We start from the raw sequence: 21,606 nt of genomic DNA on the forward strand, positions 1-21,606 counted from the left end.
ATAGTCCATAACACTCCGTTACCGGCGAGCCATGGCCCTACCGGAATTTCATCTTACCAGTGCCGTGCCGGCCCGGTATCAATATGCACAAAGTTACTGCTTGGGTAGTATCCTACACCACCAGCGCGCATGGAAAGCGCCGCTTTGCGTACATTGTTCAATGCAATCCCGTCAATATGCAAATCCATCGCCTGCCCCAGCGTGTGGTAACTGTGTTTCGCTACCCCTTTACTGTGTGACCGCAGGGAATTGTTGGTCGCCAGTGAACGATAACCCGAAATCAACGTGACCGGTTTGCGGGTATCCAGCAGCGCCTGCAAACGGTAAAGCTGGTCGAACAGATGGGGATCGATGTTCTTGACCTTGTTGGCCCGATAATCACGGAAGAAATGATTCAAACGTGACAACTCATCCTTGTCGTAACTTTTACCGTTAAAAAACTCGGTTTTGAGTGTTTCACCAGTATTGAGGTTATTCAGTGTTAATACACGAGGACGCGAAGTGGAGAGCGAGGCAAAAGCCTGTCCGGGAAGCAGTGCACACCCTAATGCAGCACCTCCTAATGTCAGCCACTTACGGCGATGAGCGTCGAAATTATTCATAAATCTGTGTTACCCGGCTAAATGTTCTGAAATGGTGCAAAATGGTCACCGTCGGGAACCATAACCGGGGAGAATTGCGGAGTCAACCTGGGAAATGTGACAGGAACGGCAAATATCAAAAACCTTGCCGTACCTGCCAACGGAGGTGCTTTCAGGCTTCGGCCAGAACACCTGAAGAATCAACCATTAGAGCATTAATTGACCAGCGGCGGCCATGCTCTGCACGCCTGAACGTGCGGTCATATCATAATTGTAAATATCTGTACGATATTGCGCCTTACCATCATCCGCCACCCAGGCCGTCAGATAGTAAAGGTTGACCGGAATACGATGGCGGATCGACACATATCGGGTGTCACCTTCCTTCAGGGTGGTGGAAATCCGGGTGTCATTCCAGCCAGCGTCCTGCAACAGCAAATTAGCCAAATCGGAGGCTTTGTTGACGCGCACGCAGCCAGAGCTCAGCGCCCTGATGTCCTTCTGGAACAAATTATGGTTTGGCGTATCGTGCAGGTAGATAGCATCCGAACTTGGCATATTGAATTTATAACGGCCTAAAGAATTCGTTGCACCTGGTGCCTGACGAATGCGGTAAGGGAACGAAGCCGCTGAAACCATCCGCCAGTCAATCATGCTGGGATCGATGACTTCAGCATCATTGCTCCAGCCAGAGAGCAAAGTGTAATTATGTTTGTAGAGGTAAGACGGGTCCTGCTTCACTTTTGGCACAATGTCCTGACGCACCAGGGTGGTAGGCACGTTCCATGGCGGGTTCAGCACCACGTTATTTAACGCGCTGCGCATTAAAGGCGTTTTGCGATCGGGACGGCCAACGATCACCCTCGACGCCAGAATCTGACTGCCGTTGAGATAATAGATCAGCGAGTAGTTAGGGATATTCACCATAATCCCGTTGTGCATATCGTCTGGCAGCAGGCGTAAACGCTGAATATTCAGGGCGAGCAAAGACGCGCGAAGCTGTGGCGAAACGTTCAACCATTCGCGTGTACGTGGGCCAATGGCGCCATCTGGTTCAAGCCCCTGCCAGCGCTGAAAACGTTTTACCGCTTCAACCAGATCGGCTGAGTAGATATGCGTTGGATCGGCTGGTACGGTATTCTCCTGCACCAGACCGGCTTGTTCAGGCGTATTGGCCGCATTCGGGTCTTCCGGCAACGGAGTGGCGGAAGGACTGACTGTTGCCTGCTCATCTACCGGTTTAGCTGCTGGCGTGGGCGCCACTTCTTCATCAACGAAAGAGGCAGGAACGCTGGTCGTCGGAACGGCTTCGTCTGTCGGCTTCGGTCCTTCAACGCCAGCGGTCATCATCCCGGTACGCTCCAGAATGCTTCTCAAGGCTGGCACATCATCGCTCAGTTGGCCGGGCTTCAACGTCTGCTTAGCAGCCAGTTGCGGCCAGGGATGATTGTCTGCCAGGAGCGTTTTCAATGCCTGATGCATCAGCACATATTGCGGATGCTGAGGGGCCAGTGAAGTGACAAAGGGGTTAGTCGCGCTATTTTCAACTGACCTCTGCCACTGATTAATCACGGACAGCGTAGGCAATTCCAGCTTGTAGGGCACGTTGCTGTACAGCCAGGTTTCCCCTTTGGCTGGCACCGTAGAGACAAAGTGCAGATAGCCCAGCATGGCATCAGACAAAACAACATCCCGCGCTGAGCCCGTGATCGAAGGATCGGTCAGCAGTTTGACCCACAGGTTGAACTGGGGTTGCACACCAGAGATAGCCACTTCCGCCAGCTGTTGCTGGAACTGTTGCACAGCCTGGCGATCCTGCCACATAGGTCGCATACCCTGCGCGGCATACAGTGAAGCAAGAGTAGTCAGATAAAACGGTTTATAGCCCGTTGGCAGTTCAGCCTGCAGCAGTCGCTGGGCCTGAGAAGGGCTATACGTTGAGGTGACAGGCGCTGAAACCGGTGGGATACCCGCCAGTGCAGGCTGCATCTGTCCGGCGAGCAGCACCAAACCTGCGCCTAACAGCGCTAACCTTGCAGAATTCGTTTTAATCAGCAACATCCCTTGCTCCCTGGTTAGGTGCCCAAACAGGTGCCGCGCACCTGTTTATTAGTCATTGTTATCAGTATAGAAAAAGAAAACGGCATTCGCTGTAAATACAGCCAATGCCGTTGGGTAGAATAAACCGCTGTCCGACTTTTTACTATAGAAGTCGGCTGAGATTTTCTTATGAAGAAGCCTGTTGATTTTCCTCAGGAGTTGAGGAATTTGCGGCGGTAGGTTCCGCAGCAAAGCCGCGCAGCCCAACAACGTGAACGTGTTCAATGTTGTTGACCACTTTACGGACCAGTTTATAAGTCGTGCCCTTCTCAGGACTGATATTCTCTGGAGCGGCGATAATCAGCTGCATTTCAAGACGATCGCACAGTTCAAACAGCGTGGCGATCGACTTGGCATCCAGTCGGGCGGCTTCATCAAGGAACAGTAAACGGCAAGGGGAGATATCTTTCCCGCGCAGGCGGCGAGACTCTTCTTCCCAGCTTTGCACGACCATCACCAAAATCGACATCCCGGTACCAATAGCTTCACCCGTTGACAGCGCGCCACTCTCTGCACGCAACCAGCCGTCAGATCCACGATTAACCTCAACCTCCATTTCCAGATAGTTGCGGTAATCCAGCAGCTCTTCACCAATGGTTTGCGGCGTACGCTGGCCCATATCAATCTGCGGGTTCAGTCGTTGATAGAGCTTAGCCAGCGCTTCTGAGAAGGTCAGGCGGTTGCTGTTAAACAGGTCCTGATGCACTTCATGCTGCTCAGACAGGACATCCAGAAGCGTTGAGTGTGCCTCACGCACGTTGACGTTCAGTCGCACGCTCTTCACCTGGCCAAAGCTCACGGCCTGCAAGCCCTGGTTCAGCTGGCGAATACGGTTTTGCTCGCGCTGGATGGTCTTACGAATGATATTGGACACGCTGCGGGAGCTGATGGCCAGCATCTGTTCACGTGCGGTTAATTCTTCCGTCAGACGGCCAAGCTCAATCTCCATCTGCTCGATAGCTTCTACCGGGTCGTCAGTGCGGATAATGTCCTGACGGATACGTTCACGCAGATGCTGATAAACAGCGATGAAGAACTGGATCTTACGCTCTGGGCGTTTAGGATCTTCAGACAGGCGCAGCACATCGCGCAGATGTTCGTTGTCTGCCACGGCCAGGCGCAGCGCACCTAACGCCTTATCCGACATGGAGCGCAGCTCATCGCCACCCAGATACGCCAGTTCGCGACGGTGCAGTCGGCGCTCAACGCCGTTGTCTTTCACCAGACGTAACACGGCTACCCAGCCAGCCTTGGCATTAACAACCTGCTCACGGCCCTGATGGTAATCACGCTCGACACGCTTCAGTTTTTTCTGCAACGCGTCCATTTCGGCTTCGCAGAAGGTGATCTGTTTTTCCAGCTGATTGCGACGGGCGCGGTTATTGCTCAGTGCAGCATAGAGCTCATCACGACGCAGACGTGCACGCTCTTCCGCGCTGGCATCAGCCGGCACGCCGATATCCTGCATTTCCTGCTGAAGCTCTTTCAGCATGTCGCGCTTGGCATCGTAAGAACTTTTCAGTGACGCGAGCACCTGAGAATACTGGGTAAACTGGGCCTGGTGTCCACGCAGCTGCTCGCGGGCACGAGCACGCTCGGATTCGGCCTGCTCAAGACGCTTACGCAGCTTCTCGTTGAGGTCGCTGTTGCCGTCCAGCATACCGGCGGAGTCTACATAGCCAAAGTGCGCACGACGCTGCACAACTTCGGTCATGGCAAAGGCCTGCTGGCGAGCATCGCGCTGAACCTGCTGCGCCTGCTGATAATCCAGCTTCAGCTGTTCGTATTGCTCCGGGTCGCTCTGCAGAACCGAGATCAGCGGTTCCAGTTTCGCCAGCTGGTTGCCATGCAGCTGCAGGAAACGAGCCGCTTCCTGCGCTTCATCCAGACGTTCCAGCAGTTCGTCATAACGATCCTGCAAGGTTTCATCCTGCAGCAGGCTAACGCGTGGCATCAGGCGGTTAAGCTGGGCGACGCCCTCTTTCGCCTGGTCAAACTGTTGGCGCTGCTGCTGGTTATCCGTCTCATGGGCTGCCAGCCCGCGTTCCAGTTCACCACGACGAAGGTTCAGCACTCGCAGTTCGGCTTCCGGATCTGACTCAAAGGCAACGGCTAAGTGGCTACCGATAAAACGGCTGAAGGACTGATGAAGTCGCTGCGTTTTCTGCACATCAAACGACAGCGTGGCATAGCGTTCAGCCAGCGTTTCGCGCTCAGCATGTAACAGATCCAGCTGATTTTCACGGGCAGCACGGCCAAACAGCGGCACTTTAGGGAAGCGGGAGTAACGCCACTGGCGATCGCCTGACTTCACCACTACCGCTTTTTGCAGCTCTTCAACGTTAAACACGCTGTCATCGAATGACTGCGGATCCCCTTCAATCAGATAAAGGTCTTCCGGGCAGTCTTCAAGGCCATCCAGCAGATCCTGTACCAGAGACAGGTCCGGAACCACAATACCGTGACGGGCCGGTCCATAAAGCGCGGAGAAGTAAGGCGCATCGTCGATGGTCACATCGTCATAAATTTCAGACAGCAGTACGCCGCCAAATCGCTCGGCCAGATGCGTCATGCGGGCATCTTCAGCGCCACCAGGCTGGCTCAGACGCTCAACCTGCTTTTCAACTTCGCGTTTACGGGCAGAGACTTCATCACGCTCAACGGTTGTTTCGCGCTCACGCTCCAGCAGTTGCTGCATGTATTCGGTCACCTGCTGACCGCTCTCCAGCTCCTGACCGGTTTGCTCATTCAGCTGGCTGAGAATATCCTGCGCGGCATGCCACTGAGGCGCCTGTTTGGTCAGACGGGCAATTCGTTCACGGATTTGCTCAAGCTCCTGACGCATTTCCATGCGACGTTCGCCCGCTTCAGACACACTCTCGGACAGCTGTTCAATCCGGGCTTCAAGCTCGTACTGATAGCCTTCCAAATCCTGCGGCTCAAACTGTTGGCCGTGACGCTTACAGAACTCGTTCAGTAACCGCTCTGCGTCCTGCTGTTCACGCAGTCGCTGTTCCATCTCAGCCACGCGTGAGCGTAAAGACTGTAACTGCTCGGCGTGATAGCGCTGATTGCTGGCATCTCGCAGTAATTCGCGACCGGTCTGATAAGCTTCAGAACGACTGACCGGCCCGGCAATGCGGCCCACCAGCTCAAAAGCCTGCTCGAACTGACTGTGAGCGGCCTGCGCCACACTCATTTTCTGCTCAAGCTGCAATAATTTGTCGGTAGCTTCCTGCTCTTTGGCGCGGAAGGTTTCCTGCCACTCTTCGGCATTGTCCACGCTCAACTCTGCAACCCGGCAGATTTCCTGAGCGCGTTGCAGAGCCTGCAAAGCCTGCTGATACTGAATGGCGCGGGTTTGCTGCACGTCCAGCGCCTGCTGATAATCGGCCAGCTGACTTTTCAGCTCATCGACTTCAAGTTCGGCGGCTTCGCTGCGGGCTTCATTCTCTTCCTGCACTTCACGCGCTTCAGCGACGACTTCATTCTGCTCTTCCAGACGGTAGGTCAGCTCATCGATATCGCCTTCGTAGCGCTCGATTTTTTCCTGCTGACGCATCGCCGTCTGCACCAGATTCAGGTGATCGCTGGCGCTCTGGTAGTCGGTTTCAAGATCGCTTTCCGCACCGTTGTGCTCGCCCAATTCGCGGGCCATTTCAACGTGGCGATACTGCTCGGTTTTTAACTGTTTACGGCTGGTGAACAACTCATTACGGTTCAGCAGCGCGCCATCAAGGTGGATGCGGCGTTCGTTAGCATGACGCATATAGTCCGCAGCAACATAGCTGGTTGCTTCGGAAATCAGATGCTTAAACAGATCGCGGTCGGACTGCGTGACGCGTATGGCTTCCAGCGTCATGCGGTTTTCACGCAGCGCGGCTTCCATATCCTGGAAGGCCTTACGCACGCCGCTATTTTCCGGCAGCAGGTAATCACGCAGCGATCGGGTAATGGCGCTGGAGATGCCGCCGTACAGCGAGGCTTCAATCAGGCGATAATATTTGCTGCGATCGGCCGCTGAACGCAGACGACGCGCCACAATGCCCAGATCAAACATCAGCGAGTGATAATCGGTGATCGAGTTGAACTGCTTGAACTGCACGCTTTCCATCGCTTCGAACTTCTCTTTCAGTTCGCTAAGCGGCAGTACACGCGCCTGACGGGCATTCACCGTTTCCGTCAGAATTTCCGTCGGATTGATCGACATAGGCAAGCCGTGAATACTGAAAGGCTTGATATCGACTTTACGATCGCGACCGGCAACCTGTTGCAGACGGACACCCACAATGACTCGCTGATGCAGGGAGTTCACCACATCCAGCGCGGCGTAACAGACGCCAGGACGCAGCTTTCCGTGCAGACCTTTATCACGCGAGCCGGAAGTTGCCCCTGCTTCGGTGGTGTTACGGAAGTGCAACAGCGTCAGATCGGGGATTAAAGCCGTGATAAAGGCCGCCATGGTGGTGGACTTACCGGCACCGTTACCGCCTGATAAGGTAGTAACCAGCTCATCCAGGTCAAAGGTTCGGGCAAAGAAGCCGTTCCAGTTAACCAGGGTCAGCGAGCGAAATTTTCCGCGTTCAATCATTTACTCATTCTCCGCGTTGTCCGACGACAGGCTCTGAGCCTCATCATCCTCTTCGCTTTCATCATTCAGCGCCAGGCCACCTTCAATCGGCATCGCTTCGCCCTCCCGGATCATCCTCAGCTGCGCTTCGCGGGCATCGTCGCCGCTACGCACATCAGCACCAAAGCGGAAGACCGACTCAATGATGCGGAATTTGCTGCTGTCATTGCCCATAAACCACACCATGCCAAGACGGCGCAGACGGTTGAGGGAAGCACGCATTTTTTCCTGCAACTTTTGCCGATCAATGTCGGAACCGGTTGAGCGCTGGTTGACGAACTTCATCAGTTTGCTCTCATCAGCCAGCGACAGCAGCTCATCATAGAGCTCCTGCTGGGTGAAGATACCTTCATTCGCCAGACGCTCAGGGCTGAGGTAGAGATAACAGAGGATTTTGCCAACCATCATATCCAGCTCGGAAAGGACCGAACGCGGGATCAGCGTGGTGGAGCGGGGACGCAGATAGAAGAAGCCTTCCGGCGCGCGGATCAACTCGACGTTGTAACGCGCATAAAACTCTTCCAGATACTCCTGATAATCCATCAGGAAAGCATGTTGATCCAGCTCTTCAATGCCAATATGGCGACCGGAACGTAACTGGCTGTCCAGCGCCGGGAAAAGAGAATTGGCCAGCGCCTGTGCCAGTTTAACCGGCATCACTTGTTCAATATTTGTCGATGACATGCGCCTGCACCTTGGCTCCGTAATCATTAATGACCTGCCATTCTGCTGGCAAGCCGGAGAAATCTGCTTCGGCCACGCCTAAGCGGACGGCCTGATCGACGACAATTCGCGCCACGTCGAAGTGTCGTGCCCTTGGATACTGCACCAGGTAATCACGCATTACTGCGCCCAGATTGAGCGGTTTTTGTTGGGCTTTATAGATGGCCAGCGCTTCTTCAATCATCGCCGCCAGCTGTTCACGAATTTCGTTGAACTCTTCGTATTCCAGCTCGGACGGCAGTTCACCGGTCACTTCTTCGCTGCGCAGCGCCAGCTCTTCATCACGCATATCGTATAAGCGGTCAGCGTTGGCGTAGGTTAACGCCCACGGATAATCAAAATAGGTCTGAACTGATTTGCGGAGACGCTGGGCGAAGACGCGGTTTTTATCCATATCGATCGCGGTACGGATGAATTTGTGCACGTGACGGTCGTAACCGATCCACAGGTCGATCGCCTGCTGGCCCCAGCTGATAATACGGTCCAGCTTGTTCTGCAGGTCGTACACCAGCTTATCGATAAAGCCCAGGTCCGGGCTGCTCAGCGTGGCATCCTGAATACGTAACAGATTGGCCTGCAGTTTATCACCCGCGGCTTCCAGCGTATCTTGCAGCTCTCGCAGCGTGCCGGAGGTTTCATTCAGGAGCATTTCACAGCTGGAGATCGCCGCTCGCCAGTCTTTGTTCAACAGCTGGGCGATATCCTCTTTCACCGCTTGCTGCTGTTCATCCATGGTTCGCTGAGTGATATCGATGCTGTCGAAAATTTCCGCCACGGAGTATTTCAACGGGGCGAAAACATTGCGATGCCAGTGGAATTCGTCGCCATCTTCGTCGGCCGCATCAGCGGCACGTTTCAGCTCGCCAGCCACAATTGAAAGCTGCATTGAGAGGCGCAGCGTTGAGAACTCACGCTGGCGGATATAGTAATCGGTAATACCGATGGCCAGCGGCGTCAGGCGATAGATGGCGTTGCCATCGGCCTGTTCACTGACAAAACGATTAAGCAGACGCTGACGCACCATATCGTTAATGGCGTTATTGGCTCGCACCCCAACGGTTTCGCTGGTTTGATCAAACCCTTCACTGACGTGGCGGAAGGCATCTGTCAATTCGCCTTCGCTCATTTCGCCATCCATGCGCTCCCCGTTCAGGGTGGCAATCGCCAGCAAAAACGTCAGACGTTCGGTAGGCAACGTGACGGAAAAGTCATTTTTTCGCGCCCAGGCGACCAGTTCCGGTACAGTCTGGGAAAATTCACTCATGGTTCGTCCTGTTTATGGGTTTCCGCGCGGTGACGTGGATATAACGGCCCAAACTTAAAAATGGCTCCTGGCGGCAGAAGCGCTTCTCCAGCGCCAGGACTTCCTCAAATCGTTCAGATTGCTTGTTTTTGTCACGCATATAGTCATGAAAAACGCGGATTCCGGTTTTGGTTTCCACGGTAAAGCCTGCAGCTTCCAACCAGCAATAAACCTGCTCAGGTTCTCGGGGGAAGTCAGGCGACAGCGTTTTTCTTTTGCGTTTCTTCAGGCCAGCCTGCATGTAGCCAAAGTTGCCCAGCACCAGCGTCTGCATCATCAGACCGTTGACGTTATAAAACATCAGCGACAGGACGCCGCCGGGGGCCAGAACATCATACAGTGCCTTTAATATGGCTTCAGGCTCGGCTACCCATTCAAGCACAGCGTGAAACAATACCAGATCGACAGGCTTATCCAAATGTTGACCGACTTGTTGCGCGCTAATTTGTTTGAATTGCATGTTCCCGCTCACACCTTTTTCTTCGGCATGAGCCTGAGCGCGTTGCAGCATCTCTTCGGAGACATCACAGAGTAAGACCTGATGGCCTCTGGCTGCCAGACCACAGCCAGTTTGCCCCTCTCCCCCGCCTGCATCCAGCACGTTTAACGGCCCTTCTGGCAGGCTAGCCAGGATTTCATCCAGCTCCTGCCAAACGATCGCCTGGCGGATCCGCCCTTTGGTGGTACCGTAGATATTCTTCGAAAATTTTTCGGCTATATCATCAAAGTTGCGATCCTGCATTCGGGTTCCCGGCTGGTGAGTGGGTGAAACTGGCGGCTATTTTGACATACACTGACCAGGAATGAACCTTTCAGTCACTGCCAGGCTCTCGGGTGGTGTTTTTTCGGACAAAAGGAGTCCGTTTGTATGCTTTTTGCGTTAAAAAAACTCGTCGGCGGCCTGTTGCTGCCCTTGCCTTTGCTGATTGTGGTGATGGCAATTGCACTTTCATTGCTCTGGTTCAGCCGCTGGCAGAAAACCGGCAAAATTATCCTCTCTGCGGCTTGCCTGCTGTTGGCTTTGCTAAGCCTGCAGCCGGTGGCCGACAGTCTGCTTGCGCCGACAGAAAACAGTTACCCAACCTGGCACAATCAGCAAAAAGTCGGGTATGTGGTGGTGCTGGGCGGCGGGTACACCTGGAACCCTGACTGGGCTCCCGGTTCCAATATGATCAACAACAGCTTACCGAGATTGGTTGAGGGGATCCGCCTGTGGCGTGCGAATCCGGGTGCGAAAATGATTTTCACTGGTGCGGCGGCGCAAAATAATCCGGTCAGCTCTGCAGAAGTGACTTCCAGGGTTGCGCAGTCGTTAGGCGTGCCATTAAGCGCGATCGTAACGCTCGATAAGCCCAGAGATACACGACAGGAAGCGGCAGAAGTGGCTAAAGTGGTCGGGAACACTCCCTTCCTGCTGGTGACCTCAGCCTCGCACTTACCTCGTGCGATGATCTTTTTCCAACAGCAGGGACTGACTCCTTTACCCGCGCCAGCCAATCAACTGGCCATCGCCTCGCCATTAAACTTCTGGGAGCGGGTGATCCCTTCGCCGTTGTGGCTGACTCACAGCGATCGAGCCATTTATGAGTGGCTGGGAAGAAGCTGGCAGCGGCTGACCTCAGCCGATCGCCCCTCAACTGAGCCAGGGGAGCAGTGAATCTGCCGCGCGCTGAAAGCGGCGTGCATCAAACTGACCGGTATGAATAAGCCGGTCAGTTTCATCCCATAAAGTGTATAGCCAGCGACGAGCCACAAAACCTTCAGCCACCGGAGCCTGCTTCAAATAATGGAACAGCAGGCTTTCCGCCAACCCCTCTTCGCAAAGCCTGAACAACTCATATTCTCTCGGTGCCCACAGCAGCATCCCAGGATTGATCATCGACAGCAGTTGGTCGCTCCACACCTCTTTCAGCATGTTATTAAGCGACAGGTTGCCATGAACCAGCACACAGGGATCGTTAAAATCGGCCAGCAGATTGCCCAGGTTTTCCCTGCTGCGATACAGCACTCGCCGATGTTCCATCGACAGCGCCTCACTGCGCATAAATCCGAGCGTAGACCAGATCACCTCAACGCGCTGCGCATACCAGGAAACCCAGTTATTTTCCTGCGTACTGTCGACACTGCCCACCAGCCCGTGGCTGTCTAATCGGTGCCATGCCAACAGGGCCTCAACGATTTGGTCCTGCAACTGTAACCAGCGAGCCGGCGTGCGCGTTGGCGCTTCTATCGAGACACCGCCCATGCGTTCAATCAGTAACACATCATGCTGCGGGGGCTGCTGGCTGACGATCAATCCGTAGACCGTCGGTAGACGGAGGGTGCTGTCCTTCGCCAGCATCGAAAGCTTATAGGCTTCCTGTGCCGCAATGCCTTTCACATTGAAGTACTTTGCCACCATCGGCAAGGAGTGGCCTTGCTGATCGTAGAGCGAATAGAGACTGGACCAGGGTTGCTCGCTGATGCATTCGAGACGGCTAAGGGTTTCGCCCAATACCAGAGACAGTTCCGAGCGGAGTTGCTCCATTTCCTCCTCCTTTATAAAAAGTGGAGAAGGGGCCAGCTTCAGGCCCCAACAGGATTACTGCATGGCCGCGCGGACGCGAGCCAAATCTTCTGGTGTATCCACACCTACGCTTGGGATCGCTTTTGCAACGGCAACGTGAATTTTTTCGCCGTACCAGAGCACGCGCAGCTGCTCAAGCAGTTCAATTTGCTCCAGCGGGCTTGGCTCCCAGCTAACATAGCGGCGAATGAACCCAGCACGGTAGCCGTAAATACCAATGTGGCGCAGGAAGGTTTCGCCAATTTTTTCGCGTGAAGTGGCAAAGCGCTCACGATCCCAGGGAATGGTAGCCCGGGAGAAATAGAGCGCGTAGCCTTTTGCATCCATGACAACTTTGACTGCATTTGGATTAAAGGCTTCTTCTGCTGTTTCAATTGGCACCGCTAACGTGGCCATACCAGCTTCACTTTTGGCCAGATTCTCGGCTACCTGACGGATGATAACCGGGGGGATCATCGGCTCATCGCCCTGCACGTTCACAATGATGGTGTCATCAGCAAACTGATAGCGATCGATAACTTCAGCCAGGCGCTCTGTGCCGGAGTGATGATCGGCGCGGGTCATACAAACCTCACCGCCCGCCGCTTCAACAGCACGAGCCACGTCTTCGTTATCGGTCGCGACAATAACGCGGTCGGCACCCGACTCCAGCGCTCGTTCCATCACATGAACGACCATCGGTTTGCCCTGGATATCGACCAGTGGTTTACCTGGCAGGCGCGTGGAAGCAAAGCGCGCCGGGATAATTGCAACAAAACTCATGGGTGGATCTCTTCCATGGTGAGTGAACGCGCCTCTGTCTCAAGCAGGACTGGAATGCCGTCGCGAACAGGATAAGCAAGGCCATCAGGTTTGCAGATAAGCTCCTGCTGGTCTTTGATGTAATTAAGTTTGCCGTGACAAACAGGACAAGCAACGATTTCGAGTAAACGGTGATCCATGGTTTCTCCCTGGTGAACCCGGTCAGACAGGTCCTTAGAATATCATAGCTGGCGAGGCATCGGTTACTCCCCAGCGCTCAGGATGTTACAGCACCCACCCTTTTTGCCAGGCACTGGCCAACGTCTCGGGCAGGTTATCCACAACCACAGTCTCCGCTCCCTGCCAGCGGGCAAAGCGAGAAATAGCCTGTTGCAGGTCATTGATCATTCCCTGACTGACTTTACCGCCCTGCTCCAGCCACAGCTGATTAATCTGCAATATTTTCTCCTTACGCCGCATTTTGGCATCCAGCCGCCCTTTCAGCTCACCCCTGTGCAGGATGGGCAGCACAAAATAGCCATATTGCCGCTTCGCTTCGGGCGTGTAGCATTCCAGCCGATAATCGAAGTTAAACAGCTCCAGCGCCCGTTTACGGTCCCAGACCACAGGATCAAAAGGAGAGAGCAGCGTGGTGTAGGTTGCCTGGGTTTTCTCTTCCAGCAGGGGCAACAAAGAGGCATCCAGATAACACGTTCCCAGCGATTCAACCTCGACCGGGATAACTTCTTCGCGCGCCAGCAAGTCAGCCAGCACCTCCTTCACCGGTGCGCGCTTAAGCCGATAATAATCTGGCAACCAGGCTGCACGAAAAAGTCCCAAACTCCGGGCACTGTTACGCAACATCTGCCGGACAGCCTCAGCCTCATCTATGCCATGTTGCTGGTCATTCCAGTCAGGCATCACGCGCTGTCTCAGGTCATAGACGCGCTGAAAGTTACGCCGCTCTGTCACCATCAACTCGCCAGCAGTGAACAGGTTTTCAAGGTGACGTTTATGCGGTTTCCATGCCCACCAGCCGGGTTTCTGCCCTGGCGGTGCAGCAAAATCTGCCGATCTGACCGGACCATTTTGTTCGATATGCGTCAGCAACTCGCCTACCTCTACCTGCCAGTTCTCCATCCACTCACTGTTATATTTCCACCCCATATGCTGAGGATTCAGCATGCGGTGGCGCAACAATGGATAGTCTTCGATAGGGATAAAGCAGGCTTCATGCGCCCAGTATTCATACAGGCTGCCGCTGCTTAGCGCCTCACCCAGCCAGCTTTCCGGATACTCACCTAGCCGGCTGAATAGCACCAGATAAGGGCTGCGGGCAACCACATGGATGGTGTCAATTTGCAACAAGGACATCTGGCGGATGGCGCTGAGCAGATCCTGGGCTCTGGCTTTACGTTTTGGCGGGCGCAGCAGGCCCTGAGCGGCAAGGTGTAACTGACGGGCTTTTGAGAGCGAGATCTGGAAAGAGGACATAAGGCACCTTCGTAACAAAGATGCTGTGAGTTTAGTCTTTTTCCTGCGGGTTCAGCACGGAGATTGTGCGCTTATTCAGCTTGTTAGCGTCTGGAAGGTAGTGCAGAGATCGCCGTTAGTAAGGTATCCGAAGCCGCCGTCGGTAGCTCGGCATCAACCGGCAGATACCACCAGTTATCATCCGCAAAAGCCCGGACCTTGACCGCGTCTTTTTCTGTCATTAATAACGTCTCGCCCGGCGTTAGCAGAACAGACAGCTGCGCCTTTTGGTAAGACTGATGATCGGCAAAAGGCACTTCTCTGACGGGTGTAATACCCTGGAGATGGAGGGTGGCAAAGAAGCGAGGAGGATGACCGATACCGGCCATGGCGACCACATTTTCCAGCATCGTCACCGGACGCGTTTCACCACTGCGGATATTGACGGCATGAGCAGGGACAAGTTGCATCGCTACCTCTCCCGCCTGCGCCTCACCGCCGTTGACGATGATGGCATCCACGCTATTCAAACGGGAAGCACGTTCGCGCATCGGGCCTGCGGGCAACCACCAGCCATTGCCGAAACGGCGCTTGCCATCCACCACCACGATTTCGAAATCTCTCGCCAGTGCGTAATGTTGCAGACCGTCGTCGGTAATGATGATATCGATATTGCCGCGATCGGTGAGCGCCTGAACAGCCTCTCTTCTGACAGGAGAGACCGCAACCGCTGCCCCTGTGCGCTGATAAATCAGCACAGGTTCATCACCAGCCTGATCCGTAGTGGTGTTGTCATCCAACACCAGCGGATAACGTTCAGCCTTCCCACCGTAACCTCTTGAGACGACGCCCGGGCGCAGGCCTCGTTGCTGTAAAGCCTGCACCAGCCAGATGACAACCGGCGTTTTTCCGTTGCCTCCGGCTGTCAGATTGCCAACCACCACTACCGGAACAGGAGCACGCCACGCTTTACGTAAGCCCCAGACATAGCTGAGGCGTATCAGGTTACTGATCAGGCCATACAGCCAGCTTAGCGGAACCAGCAACAGATAAAGCGCGGAGCGCCCGCTCCAGATGCGTTCAATCATTGACCAAACTGCATCTTATGAAGCTGAGCATACACACCACGCTGTTCCAGCAGATCGGCATGGCTTCCGCGTTCAACAATGTAACCGTCTTCCACAACCACAATCTCATCTGCCTTCTCAATCGTAGAAAGGCGGTGAGCAATGACCAGTGAAGTGCGGTTTTTCTGCAATTCATCCAGCGCAGACTGGATTGCGCGCTCGGACTCGGTATCGAGTGCCGAAGTCGCTTCATCCAGGATCAGGATTGGACAGTCACGCAGCAACGCACGCGCAATCGCAATACGCTGGCGCTGGCCGCCGGAAAGCAGCACGCCATTTTCGCCAATCATGGTATCCAGCCCTTTATCCATCTTATTGATGAAGTCCATGGCATGGGCCATTGTTGCGGCTTTTTCGATCTCTTCACGGCTGTACTTGTCGTTACGGGCGTAGGCAATGTTATTCGCCACCGTATCGTTAAACAGATGCACGTTCTGTGAAACCAGCGCAACCTGATTACGCAGTGAACTGAGCGTATACTCGCGCAGGTCGTGACCATCCATCAGAATTTCGCCCTGCTGGATATCGTAGAAACGGGTCATCAGGCTGGCAATCGTAGACTTACCTGAACCTGAACGCCCCACCAGCGCAACAGTTCTCCCTGCCGGGATAGCCAGGTTAATGTTGTGCAGCGCAGGCGCTTCACGGCCAGGATAGGTGAAGGTCACATTGCGGAATTCAACGTCACCTTTAGCGCGTTCAATGACACGTGTGCCGGTATCGGTTTCCTGCTCGGTATCCAGAATGGAGAACAGTGTCTGACAGGCCGCCATGCCGCGCTGGAACTGGGCATTGACGTTAGTCAGTGACTTCAGCGGACGCATCAGGGCAATCATCGAAGAGAAGACAACGGTGATAGTACCGGCCGTCAGCGTTTCCATCACGCTTGGGAAGCTTGCGGCATACAGCACGAAAGCCAGCGCCAGTGAAGCGATCAGCTGGATGATAGGATCAGAGATCGAGGACGCAGAGACCAGTTTCATGCCCTGCTGGCGCATATGGTTGCTGACGCGAGCGAAACGCTGGCTTTCCACTTCCTGGCCACCAAAGATCAGCACCTCTTTATGCCCTTTCAGCATCTGCTCAGCACTGGTGGTCACATGTCCCATGGTGTTTTGCATCGTTTTGCTGATGTTTCTGAAGCGCTTGGAAACCGTACGGATGGCAAAAGAGACAATCGGAGCCAGTAAAATCAGGATCAGCGACAGCTGCCAGCTGTAGTAGAACATCATGATGAACAGGCCAATAATCGAGGCCCCTTCACGGACTACGGTTACCAATGCACTGGAAGAAGAGGAAGCAACCTGCTCGGAGTCGTAGGTGATGCGCGAAAGTAGCGTCCCTGTAGACTGCTGATCGAAGAAGGCAACCGGCATTCCCATCATATGGCTGAACAGGCGACGGCGCATACTCATCACCACGTTGCCGGAAACCCAGGAGATGCAGTAACTAGAGATATAACTGGTGACGCCACGGATTAACATTAAACCCATAACCGCCAGAGGCATCCAAAGCAGCACGGAAGAGTCAGCCTTACCAAAACCGTCATCCAGCAACGGTTTCAGCAGTGACAGCATTAATGTATCTCCCGCTGCGTTCAGTACCAGTGCTACCGCAGCCACAATCAACCCGGGTTTAAACGGTTTGATCATCGGCCAGAGGCGACGGAATGTCTGCCAGGTGGAGAGATCTTTTTCCTGATGCATTATTTAACCAGCTTTAATTGAAAATAGCCGCTCATTCTACCTGGAATAACGTGGTACGCCAAACCACTGATGATACCATCGGCTCATTATTTGCGCTCTCAGACGGCTAACTTCCCAGTTTTTCTCAAAAAACCGGACGCTGAGCTGCCCTTCAAGCGCCGTGTCATACCAGCTGTAGTGATTCTCTTTGTATCGGGAAATCACTTTTTCCGCCGGTAATTTCCATGCACTGTAACGAGCAGCAGAAGCCAGCGCCACCTTCCCGCCTACAGCTCTGAGCAGAGGGGGGACTGAAGACGTTGAACTGCCGTGGTGAGGCACCTGCAAGATATCCGCACGTAAAGCCTCCCGGTTTAAACGGACTAAATCATACTCAGCCTGAGCTTCGATATCGCCCGTTAACAGCACTCGCCATTTTCCGTCGCTCACCCTCAGCACGCAGGATTGATTGTTACCGGCTTTCCCTTGCCCCGGTGGTGGCCAAAGAACTCTGAGAGACAAATTCTGCCAACGCCAGTTTACCCCTTGCTCACAAGGGAAATGCCCTTGCCCTGCCAGCCCGCTGTGTATTACCGCTGCAGGAAAAGCGGCCTGAAGACTCTTCAGGCCGCCAATATGGTCCAGATGACCGTGACTGAGGACGATATGGTTAACCTCAAGCCCTTGCCAGTTCAGCCAGGGAATGATCTGGCTCTTAGCCGCATCACCACCGGGCCAACTGTTGCCGGTATCATAAACCAGCGCTTCACCTCCGGACGAAATCACTACCGCAAGGCCATGTCCAATATCCAGCATATCCAGCCGCCACTTTGGTTCTTCACTATTTAGCCGCCAGCAGGCTAAGGCCAGACAAAAACCAGCCAGAGCGGCTGGCGAGGAACGCCACCAGTTGAAACGCCAACTGACTACAGCTGCCCAAATAACAGCACAGATCAACAGCGCCTGCTTGTCCACTGACCACCAGCCCGAAGGCAACCAGGCCAGAGGGACAAACACCCCTTCAAGTGACCTGTCGGCCAGCCACCAAAATCCCTGACTGACTTGTGCTAAAGGCAAAAAACTTAGCGCGCACAGAATAAGCGGGACGGTCAGGAATGTGACCAACGGGACGGCCCACAAATTAGCGATTAAAGCACTGAGACTGAAGCCATGAAAAATCATCAGTTGCATGGGCATTAACAGTAAAAATATACCCACCTGAAGATGAAGCAGTTGCAAGGGTAGCCAGCGTTTCTTACCGGTGAATGTCGTCGGTAAGGGGAACCAATGGAACCACAACAATAATCCCGCTACCGCCACAGCAGAAAGCCACAGACTGTCTGAAAGTAGGCTCAGAGGATCGAAGAACAGAATACACCCAATACACACCCCCCAAACCTGCCAGTTGCTACAACGAACGCCTGCCATGCGTAACCCGCTCCAGATGCCGACGGCTAACGTTGCCCTGACTGACGGAGGGTTGGCTCCCGCAAGCCAGCAGTAGAGTAACGCGACAAGCACACTGCAAATCAAAGGGAAACGATAGCCAATCCATGCCGCTCTGAAAGCAATCTGCACACCTCTGGCGAACAGCCAACCCACACTGGCAGCCAGACTGATGTGCATCCCGGAAATGGCCATCAGGTGCGCCGTTCCCGTCTCTCTTAGTAACTGTGACATCTGTAGACTAATGTCCCCCCGCTCGCCAAAAGCTAGCGCAGAGAGGATTGCCTGCCAGGAATACCCAGCGTAAAACCCTCGGCTGCGTTGAATGATCCTTTCACGCCAGTTGCAGGTGTCATCTACAGCAGCCAGCGAGACTATTTTCCCGGTCAGCGGCGTGCTGTTCGCCAGAGCGAACCTTTGCGCGTCAAACCCGCCTTCATTTAACCGGGCATGAACGGGTCTGAGCTTCAGCGTCATTTGCCAACGCTGGCCGCTACAAAATGACTCAGACAGCTCTTTACTACTGACTAAAGCATATACCGGAGGGAACAGCCTTTGTCCTGCAACGCTGACAATCCGCAGTTTTAGCCGCTGAGAGTTATGCAGCACAGAGTCTATTGTTGTAGTAGTAGTCAGCGTCTTTGCGGACAACGTGACAATCTGTTCTGACAGGCTCCTTGCCGCCATTACAGCCCAAAGAAACAGCAAAACGCACACAGCGATGTCTTTCATCCAACGCTGGCGCTGCATCACTAAGTACAAAGAAGGAAGGATCAGCCAGAGGTCATAGCGGGCGGCAGGAAGCCGGGAAAGAAAAGTAAGAGGGAGCGAGGCAATGATTACCCACATGGCAAGACGGCTTAAACTGTAAGGCATGACGGTTCTCCATTATTCCGTCGGCAGATCTTATCCTCACTGCCCAGGCTGTTGCAGCCGCAGGTTTTCTGCCCTGTTAACTGCTGTGCACTCTTTTGAATTGTCTTTCAGCGCCACCCTTTTTATTGCGCAGCTGCCCGCAAAGCCGGGCTAAATAACAGGCAAAAAAAAACGACACCGAAGTGTCGTTTTATCGCGTAGTGCTTCAGCGTTAGCCGTAGATATTTGCACGGTCACGCAACTCTTTACCTGGCTTGAAGTGTGGAACGTATTTACCTTCCAACTCCACTTTGTCACCCGTTTTCGGGTTACGGCCGGTACGAGGCGCGCGGTAATGCAAAGAAAAACTGCCGAAACCCCGGATTTCAATGCGTTCGCCCTGGGCCAAAGTGGTCGCCATGTGCTCAAGCATCTCTTTTACCGCATCCTCAACGACTTTCGCCGGAATATGAGAGTGCTGGCCAGCAAGTCTTTCAATAAGTTCTGACTTGGTCATAAATCCTCCGGTAAATTCCTGTTGGAAAAGCTCTGACAGTAACGGCTATTTCAGGGCAGCTTACGCCGCCCTGATGCAAAAGCAATTACTCGCCTTTAGCTGCTTTGAAAGCTTCAGCCATAGCGTTAGAGAAGTTGCCTTCTTCCTGTTTGGTGTTAACAGTAGCAATGGCTTCTTTCTCGTCGGCCTGGTCTTTTGCACGAACAGACAGGCTAACAACGCGGTTTTTACGGTCAACACCGGTGAATTTGGCTTCAACATCGTCGCCAACATTCAGAACCAGAGTTGCGTCTTCTACGCGGTCAACTGAAGCTTCAGAAGCGCGCAGGTAACCTTCAACGCCGTCTGCCAGTTCAACTGTAGCACCTTTAGCATCAACAGCAGTCACTTTACCGTTAACAATGGCACCTTTCTTGTTCAGAGAGATGTAGTTGTTGAACGGGTCTTCTGCCAGCTGCTTAACGCCCAGGGAGATGCGCTCGCGCTCTGCGTCAACTTGCAGTACAACAGCAGCGATTTCGTCGCCTTTCTTGTATTCACGAACTGCTTCTTCTCCGGTAGCGTTCCAGGAGATGTCAGACAGGTGAACCAGGCCGTCGATGCCGCCGTCCAGGCCGATGAAGATACCGAAGTCAGTGATTGACTTGATTTTACCTTCAACACGGTCGCCCTTGTTGTGGGTTTCTGCAAACTGCTGCCATGGGTTGTTTTTACACTGCTTCAGACCCAGGGAGATACGACGACGTTCTTCGTCGATATCCAGAACCATAACTTCAACAACATCGCCAACGTTAACAACTTTGGACGGATGGATGTTTTTGTTGGTCCAATCCATTTCTGAAACGTGTACCAGGCCTTCAACGCCTTCTTCGATTTCAACGAAGCAGCCGTAGTCGGTCAGGTTAGTTACACGGCCAGTCAGACGAGTCCCTTCTGGGTAACGCTTAGCGATAGCGACCCAAGGATCTTCGCCCAGCTGTTTCAGACCCAGAGACACACGGGTACGCTCGCGGTCGAACTTCAGCACTTTAACAGTGATTTCGTCGCCCACGTTGACAATTTCGCTTGGATGCTTAACGCGTTTCCATGCCATGTCAGTGATGTGCAACAGGCCATCAACGCCGCCCAGATCAACGAATGCACCGTAGTCAGTCAGGTTCTTAACGATACCTTTAACTTCCATGCCTTCCTGCAGGTTTTCCAGCAGCTGATCGCGCTCTGCGCTGTTTTCGGATTCGATAACCGCACGACGTGAAACAACCACGTTGTTACGTTTCTGATCCAGCTTGATGACTTTGAATTCAAGCTCTTTGCCTTCCAGGTGCAGAGTGTCACGCACTGGACGCACATCAACCAGGGAACCTGGCAGGAACGCGCGAATGCCGTTCAGCTCAACAGTGAAGCCGCCTTTAACTTTGCCGTTGATAACACCGGTAACAGTTTCAGCTTCTTCGTAAGCTTTCTCCAGCGTGATCCAGGCTTCGTGACGCTTAGCTTTCTCACGGGACAGCAGAGTTTCACCGAAGCCGTCTTCTACCGCATCCAGTGCAACGTCAACTTCGTCGCCAACCTGGATTTCCAGTTCGCCGGCTGCGTTCTTGAACTGCTCTGCAGGGATTGCAGATTCAGATTTCAGACCCGCATCAACCAGAACGATGTCTTTGTCGATAGAGACAACAACACCACGAACGATGGAACCCGGACGGGTTTCGATTGTTTTTAAGGATTCTTCAAATAGTTGAGCAAAAGATTCAGTCATATTGATAATCTTATGGATTCTTCAATTTAACGTCCACCTGACATCCTGACGGGTGGGGTTGTTTCACATGCCCCATGACGTCCATATCACAGGGTTAAGA

16 protein-coding genes are annotated in these 21,606 nt (G+C 53.7%); 1 reads left to right on the plus strand and 15 read right to left on the minus strand.

Annotated features, from left to right (window positions below):
• Window positions 1-53: 53 nt before the first annotated feature.
• The 6 genes from WCC56_RS17745 to cmoM form a co-directional block, all read right to left on the minus strand.
• A complete protein-coding gene (locus WCC56_RS17745) occupies window positions 54-602 on the minus strand; it encodes a DUF882 domain-containing protein (RefSeq protein WP_424693647.1) in 549 nt (182 codons plus the stop codon).
• Between the two features lie 186 nt (window positions 603-788).
• Window positions 789-2,642 carry a L,D-transpeptidase gene (gene ldtD, locus WCC56_RS17750; RefSeq protein WP_424693648.1) on the minus strand — a complete coding sequence of 618 codons (1,854 nt, stop codon included), beginning with the start codon at window positions 2,640-2,642 and terminating at the stop codon, window positions 789-791.
• 166 nt (window positions 2,643-2,808) lie between these two features.
• A complete protein-coding gene (gene mukB / locus WCC56_RS17755; RefSeq protein WP_424693649.1) occupies window positions 2,809-7,272 on the minus strand; it encodes a chromosome partition protein MukB in 4,464 nt (1,487 codons plus the stop codon).
• Entirely contained in the window at window positions 7,273-7,995 is a 723-nt protein-coding gene (gene mukE / locus WCC56_RS17760) for a chromosome partition protein MukE (protein ID WP_424693650.1), read from the minus strand.
• A complete protein-coding gene (gene mukF, locus WCC56_RS17765; protein WP_424693651.1) occupies window positions 7,976-9,298 on the minus strand; it encodes a chromosome partition protein MukF in 1,323 nt (440 codons plus the stop codon). The genes mukE and mukF overlap by 20 nt, the downstream gene beginning before the upstream one ends.
• A complete protein-coding gene (gene cmoM, locus WCC56_RS17770; RefSeq protein ID WP_424693652.1) occupies window positions 9,291-10,079 on the minus strand; it encodes a tRNA uridine 5-oxyacetic acid(34) methyltransferase CmoM in 789 nt (262 codons plus the stop codon). The genes mukF and cmoM overlap by 8 nt, the downstream gene beginning before the upstream one ends.
• Before the next feature lie 126 nt (window positions 10,080-10,205).
• Between cmoM and elyC the strand changes: the two genes are divergently transcribed.
• On the plus strand, window positions 10,206-10,994 hold the full coding sequence (elyC, locus tag WCC56_RS17775) for an envelope biogenesis factor ElyC (RefSeq protein WP_424693653.1): 789 nt from the start codon (window positions 10,206-10,208) through the stop codon (window positions 10,992-10,994).
• On the opposite strand, the gene WCC56_RS17780 is transcribed toward elyC, so the two are convergent.
• The 9 genes from WCC56_RS17780 to rpsA all read right to left on the minus strand — a co-directional run bounded on the left by WCC56_RS17780 (window position 10,971) and on the right by rpsA (window position 21,506).
• On the minus strand, window positions 10,971-11,864 hold the full coding sequence (locus WCC56_RS17780) for a YcbJ family phosphotransferase (RefSeq protein WP_424693654.1): 894 nt from the start codon (window positions 11,862-11,864) through the stop codon (window positions 10,971-10,973). The genes elyC and WCC56_RS17780 overlap by 24 nt on opposite strands.
• Window positions 11,865-11,918: 54 nt before the next feature.
• Complete coding sequence (gene kdsB / locus WCC56_RS17785; RefSeq protein ID WP_424693655.1) at window positions 11,919-12,665, minus strand: 3-deoxy-manno-octulosonate cytidylyltransferase; 747 nt, start codon at window positions 12,663-12,665, stop codon at window positions 11,919-11,921.
• A complete protein-coding gene (locus WCC56_RS17790) occupies window positions 12,662-12,844 on the minus strand; it encodes a Trm112 family protein (protein WP_424693656.1) in 183 nt (60 codons plus the stop codon). Before WCC56_RS17790 ends, kdsB begins: the two co-directional genes overlap by 4 nt.
• Window positions 12,845-12,929: 85 nt before the next feature.
• Window positions 12,930-14,138: a winged helix-turn-helix domain-containing protein gene (locus WCC56_RS17795; protein ID WP_424693657.1), complete on the minus strand. Its 1,209-nt coding sequence runs from the start codon at window positions 14,136-14,138 to the stop codon at window positions 12,930-12,932.
• A gap of 83 nt (window positions 14,139-14,221) precedes the next feature.
• Entirely contained in the window at window positions 14,222-15,205 is a 984-nt protein-coding gene (gene lpxK / locus WCC56_RS17800) for a tetraacyldisaccharide 4'-kinase (protein WP_424693658.1), read from the minus strand.
• On the minus strand, window positions 15,202-16,950 hold the full coding sequence (gene msbA / locus WCC56_RS17805; RefSeq protein WP_424693659.1) for a lipid A ABC transporter ATP-binding protein/permease MsbA: 1,749 nt from the start codon (window positions 16,948-16,950) through the stop codon (window positions 15,202-15,204). Before msbA ends, lpxK begins: the two co-directional genes overlap by 4 nt.
• 36 nt (window positions 16,951-16,986) lie before the next feature.
• Window positions 16,987-19,251, minus strand: coding sequence for a ComEC family protein (locus tag WCC56_RS17810; protein ID WP_424693660.1), 2,265 nt, complete (start codon window positions 19,249-19,251; stop codon window positions 16,987-16,989).
• A gap of 211 nt (window positions 19,252-19,462) precedes the next feature.
• Window positions 19,463-19,747, minus strand: coding sequence for an integration host factor subunit beta (gene ihfB, locus WCC56_RS17815; protein WP_013201528.1), 285 nt, complete (start codon window positions 19,745-19,747; stop codon window positions 19,463-19,465).
• An 85-nt stretch (window positions 19,748-19,832) separates the two neighbouring features.
• On the minus strand, window positions 19,833-21,506 hold the full coding sequence (rpsA, locus tag WCC56_RS17820) for a 30S ribosomal protein S1 (RefSeq protein WP_424693661.1): 1,674 nt from the start codon (window positions 21,504-21,506) through the stop codon (window positions 19,833-19,835).
• Window positions 21,507-21,606 lie beyond the last annotated feature (100 nt).

This window comes from Erwinia sp. (genome assembly GCF_049696395.1).
Classification (GTDB): Bacteria; Pseudomonadota; Gammaproteobacteria; order Enterobacterales; family Enterobacteriaceae; genus Erwinia.

What these genes read in the sequence shown, in the direction of transcription:
- WCC56_RS17745 (WP_424693647.1), bottom strand. Translation starts at nt 602, where the DNA reads ATGAATAATTTCGACGCTCATCGCCGTAAGTGGCTGACATTAGGAGGT.
- ldtD (WP_424693648.1), bottom strand. Translation starts at nt 2,642, where the DNA reads ATGTTGCTGATTAAAACGAATTCTGCAAGGTTAGCGCTGTTAGGCGCA.
- mukB (WP_424693649.1), bottom strand. Translation starts at nt 7,272, where the DNA reads ATGATTGAACGCGGAAAATTTCGCTCGCTGACCCTGGTTAACTGGAAC.
- mukE (WP_424693650.1), bottom strand. Translation starts at nt 7,995, where the DNA reads ATGTCATCGACAAATATTGAACAAGTGATGCCGGTTAAACTGGCACAG.
- mukF (WP_424693651.1), bottom strand. Translation starts at nt 9,298, where the DNA reads ATGAGTGAATTTTCCCAGACTGTACCGGAACTGGTCGCCTGGGCGCGA.
- cmoM (WP_424693652.1), bottom strand. Translation starts at nt 10,079, where the DNA reads ATGCAGGATCGCAACTTTGATGATATAGCCGAAAAATTTTCGAAGAAT.
- elyC (WP_424693653.1), top strand. Translation starts at nt 10,206, where the DNA reads ATGCTTTTTGCGTTAAAAAAACTCGTCGGCGGCCTGTTGCTGCCCTTG.
- WCC56_RS17780 (WP_424693654.1), bottom strand. Translation starts at nt 11,864, where the DNA reads ATGGAGCAACTCCGCTCGGAACTGTCTCTGGTATTGGGCGAAACCCTT.
- kdsB (WP_424693655.1), bottom strand. Translation starts at nt 12,665, where the DNA reads ATGAGTTTTGTTGCAATTATCCCGGCGCGCTTTGCTTCCACGCGCCTG.
- WCC56_RS17790 (WP_424693656.1), bottom strand. Translation starts at nt 12,844, where the DNA reads ATGGATCACCGTTTACTCGAAATCGTTGCTTGTCCTGTTTGTCACGGC.
- WCC56_RS17795 (WP_424693657.1), bottom strand. Translation starts at nt 14,138, where the DNA reads ATGTCCTCTTTCCAGATCTCGCTCTCAAAAGCCCGTCAGTTACACCTT.
- lpxK (WP_424693658.1), bottom strand. Translation starts at nt 15,205, where the DNA reads ATGATTGAACGCATCTGGAGCGGGCGCTCCGCGCTTTATCTGTTGCTG.
- msbA (WP_424693659.1), bottom strand. Translation starts at nt 16,950, where the DNA reads ATGCATCAGGAAAAAGATCTCTCCACCTGGCAGACATTCCGTCGCCTC.
- WCC56_RS17810 (WP_424693660.1), bottom strand. Translation starts at nt 19,251, where the DNA reads ATGCCTTACAGTTTAAGCCGTCTTGCCATGTGGGTAATCATTGCCTCG.
- ihfB (WP_013201528.1), bottom strand. Translation starts at nt 19,747, where the DNA reads ATGACCAAGTCAGAACTTATTGAAAGACTTGCTGGCCAGCACTCTCAT.
- rpsA (WP_424693661.1), bottom strand. Translation starts at nt 21,506, where the DNA reads ATGACTGAATCTTTTGCTCAACTATTTGAAGAATCCTTAAAAACAATC.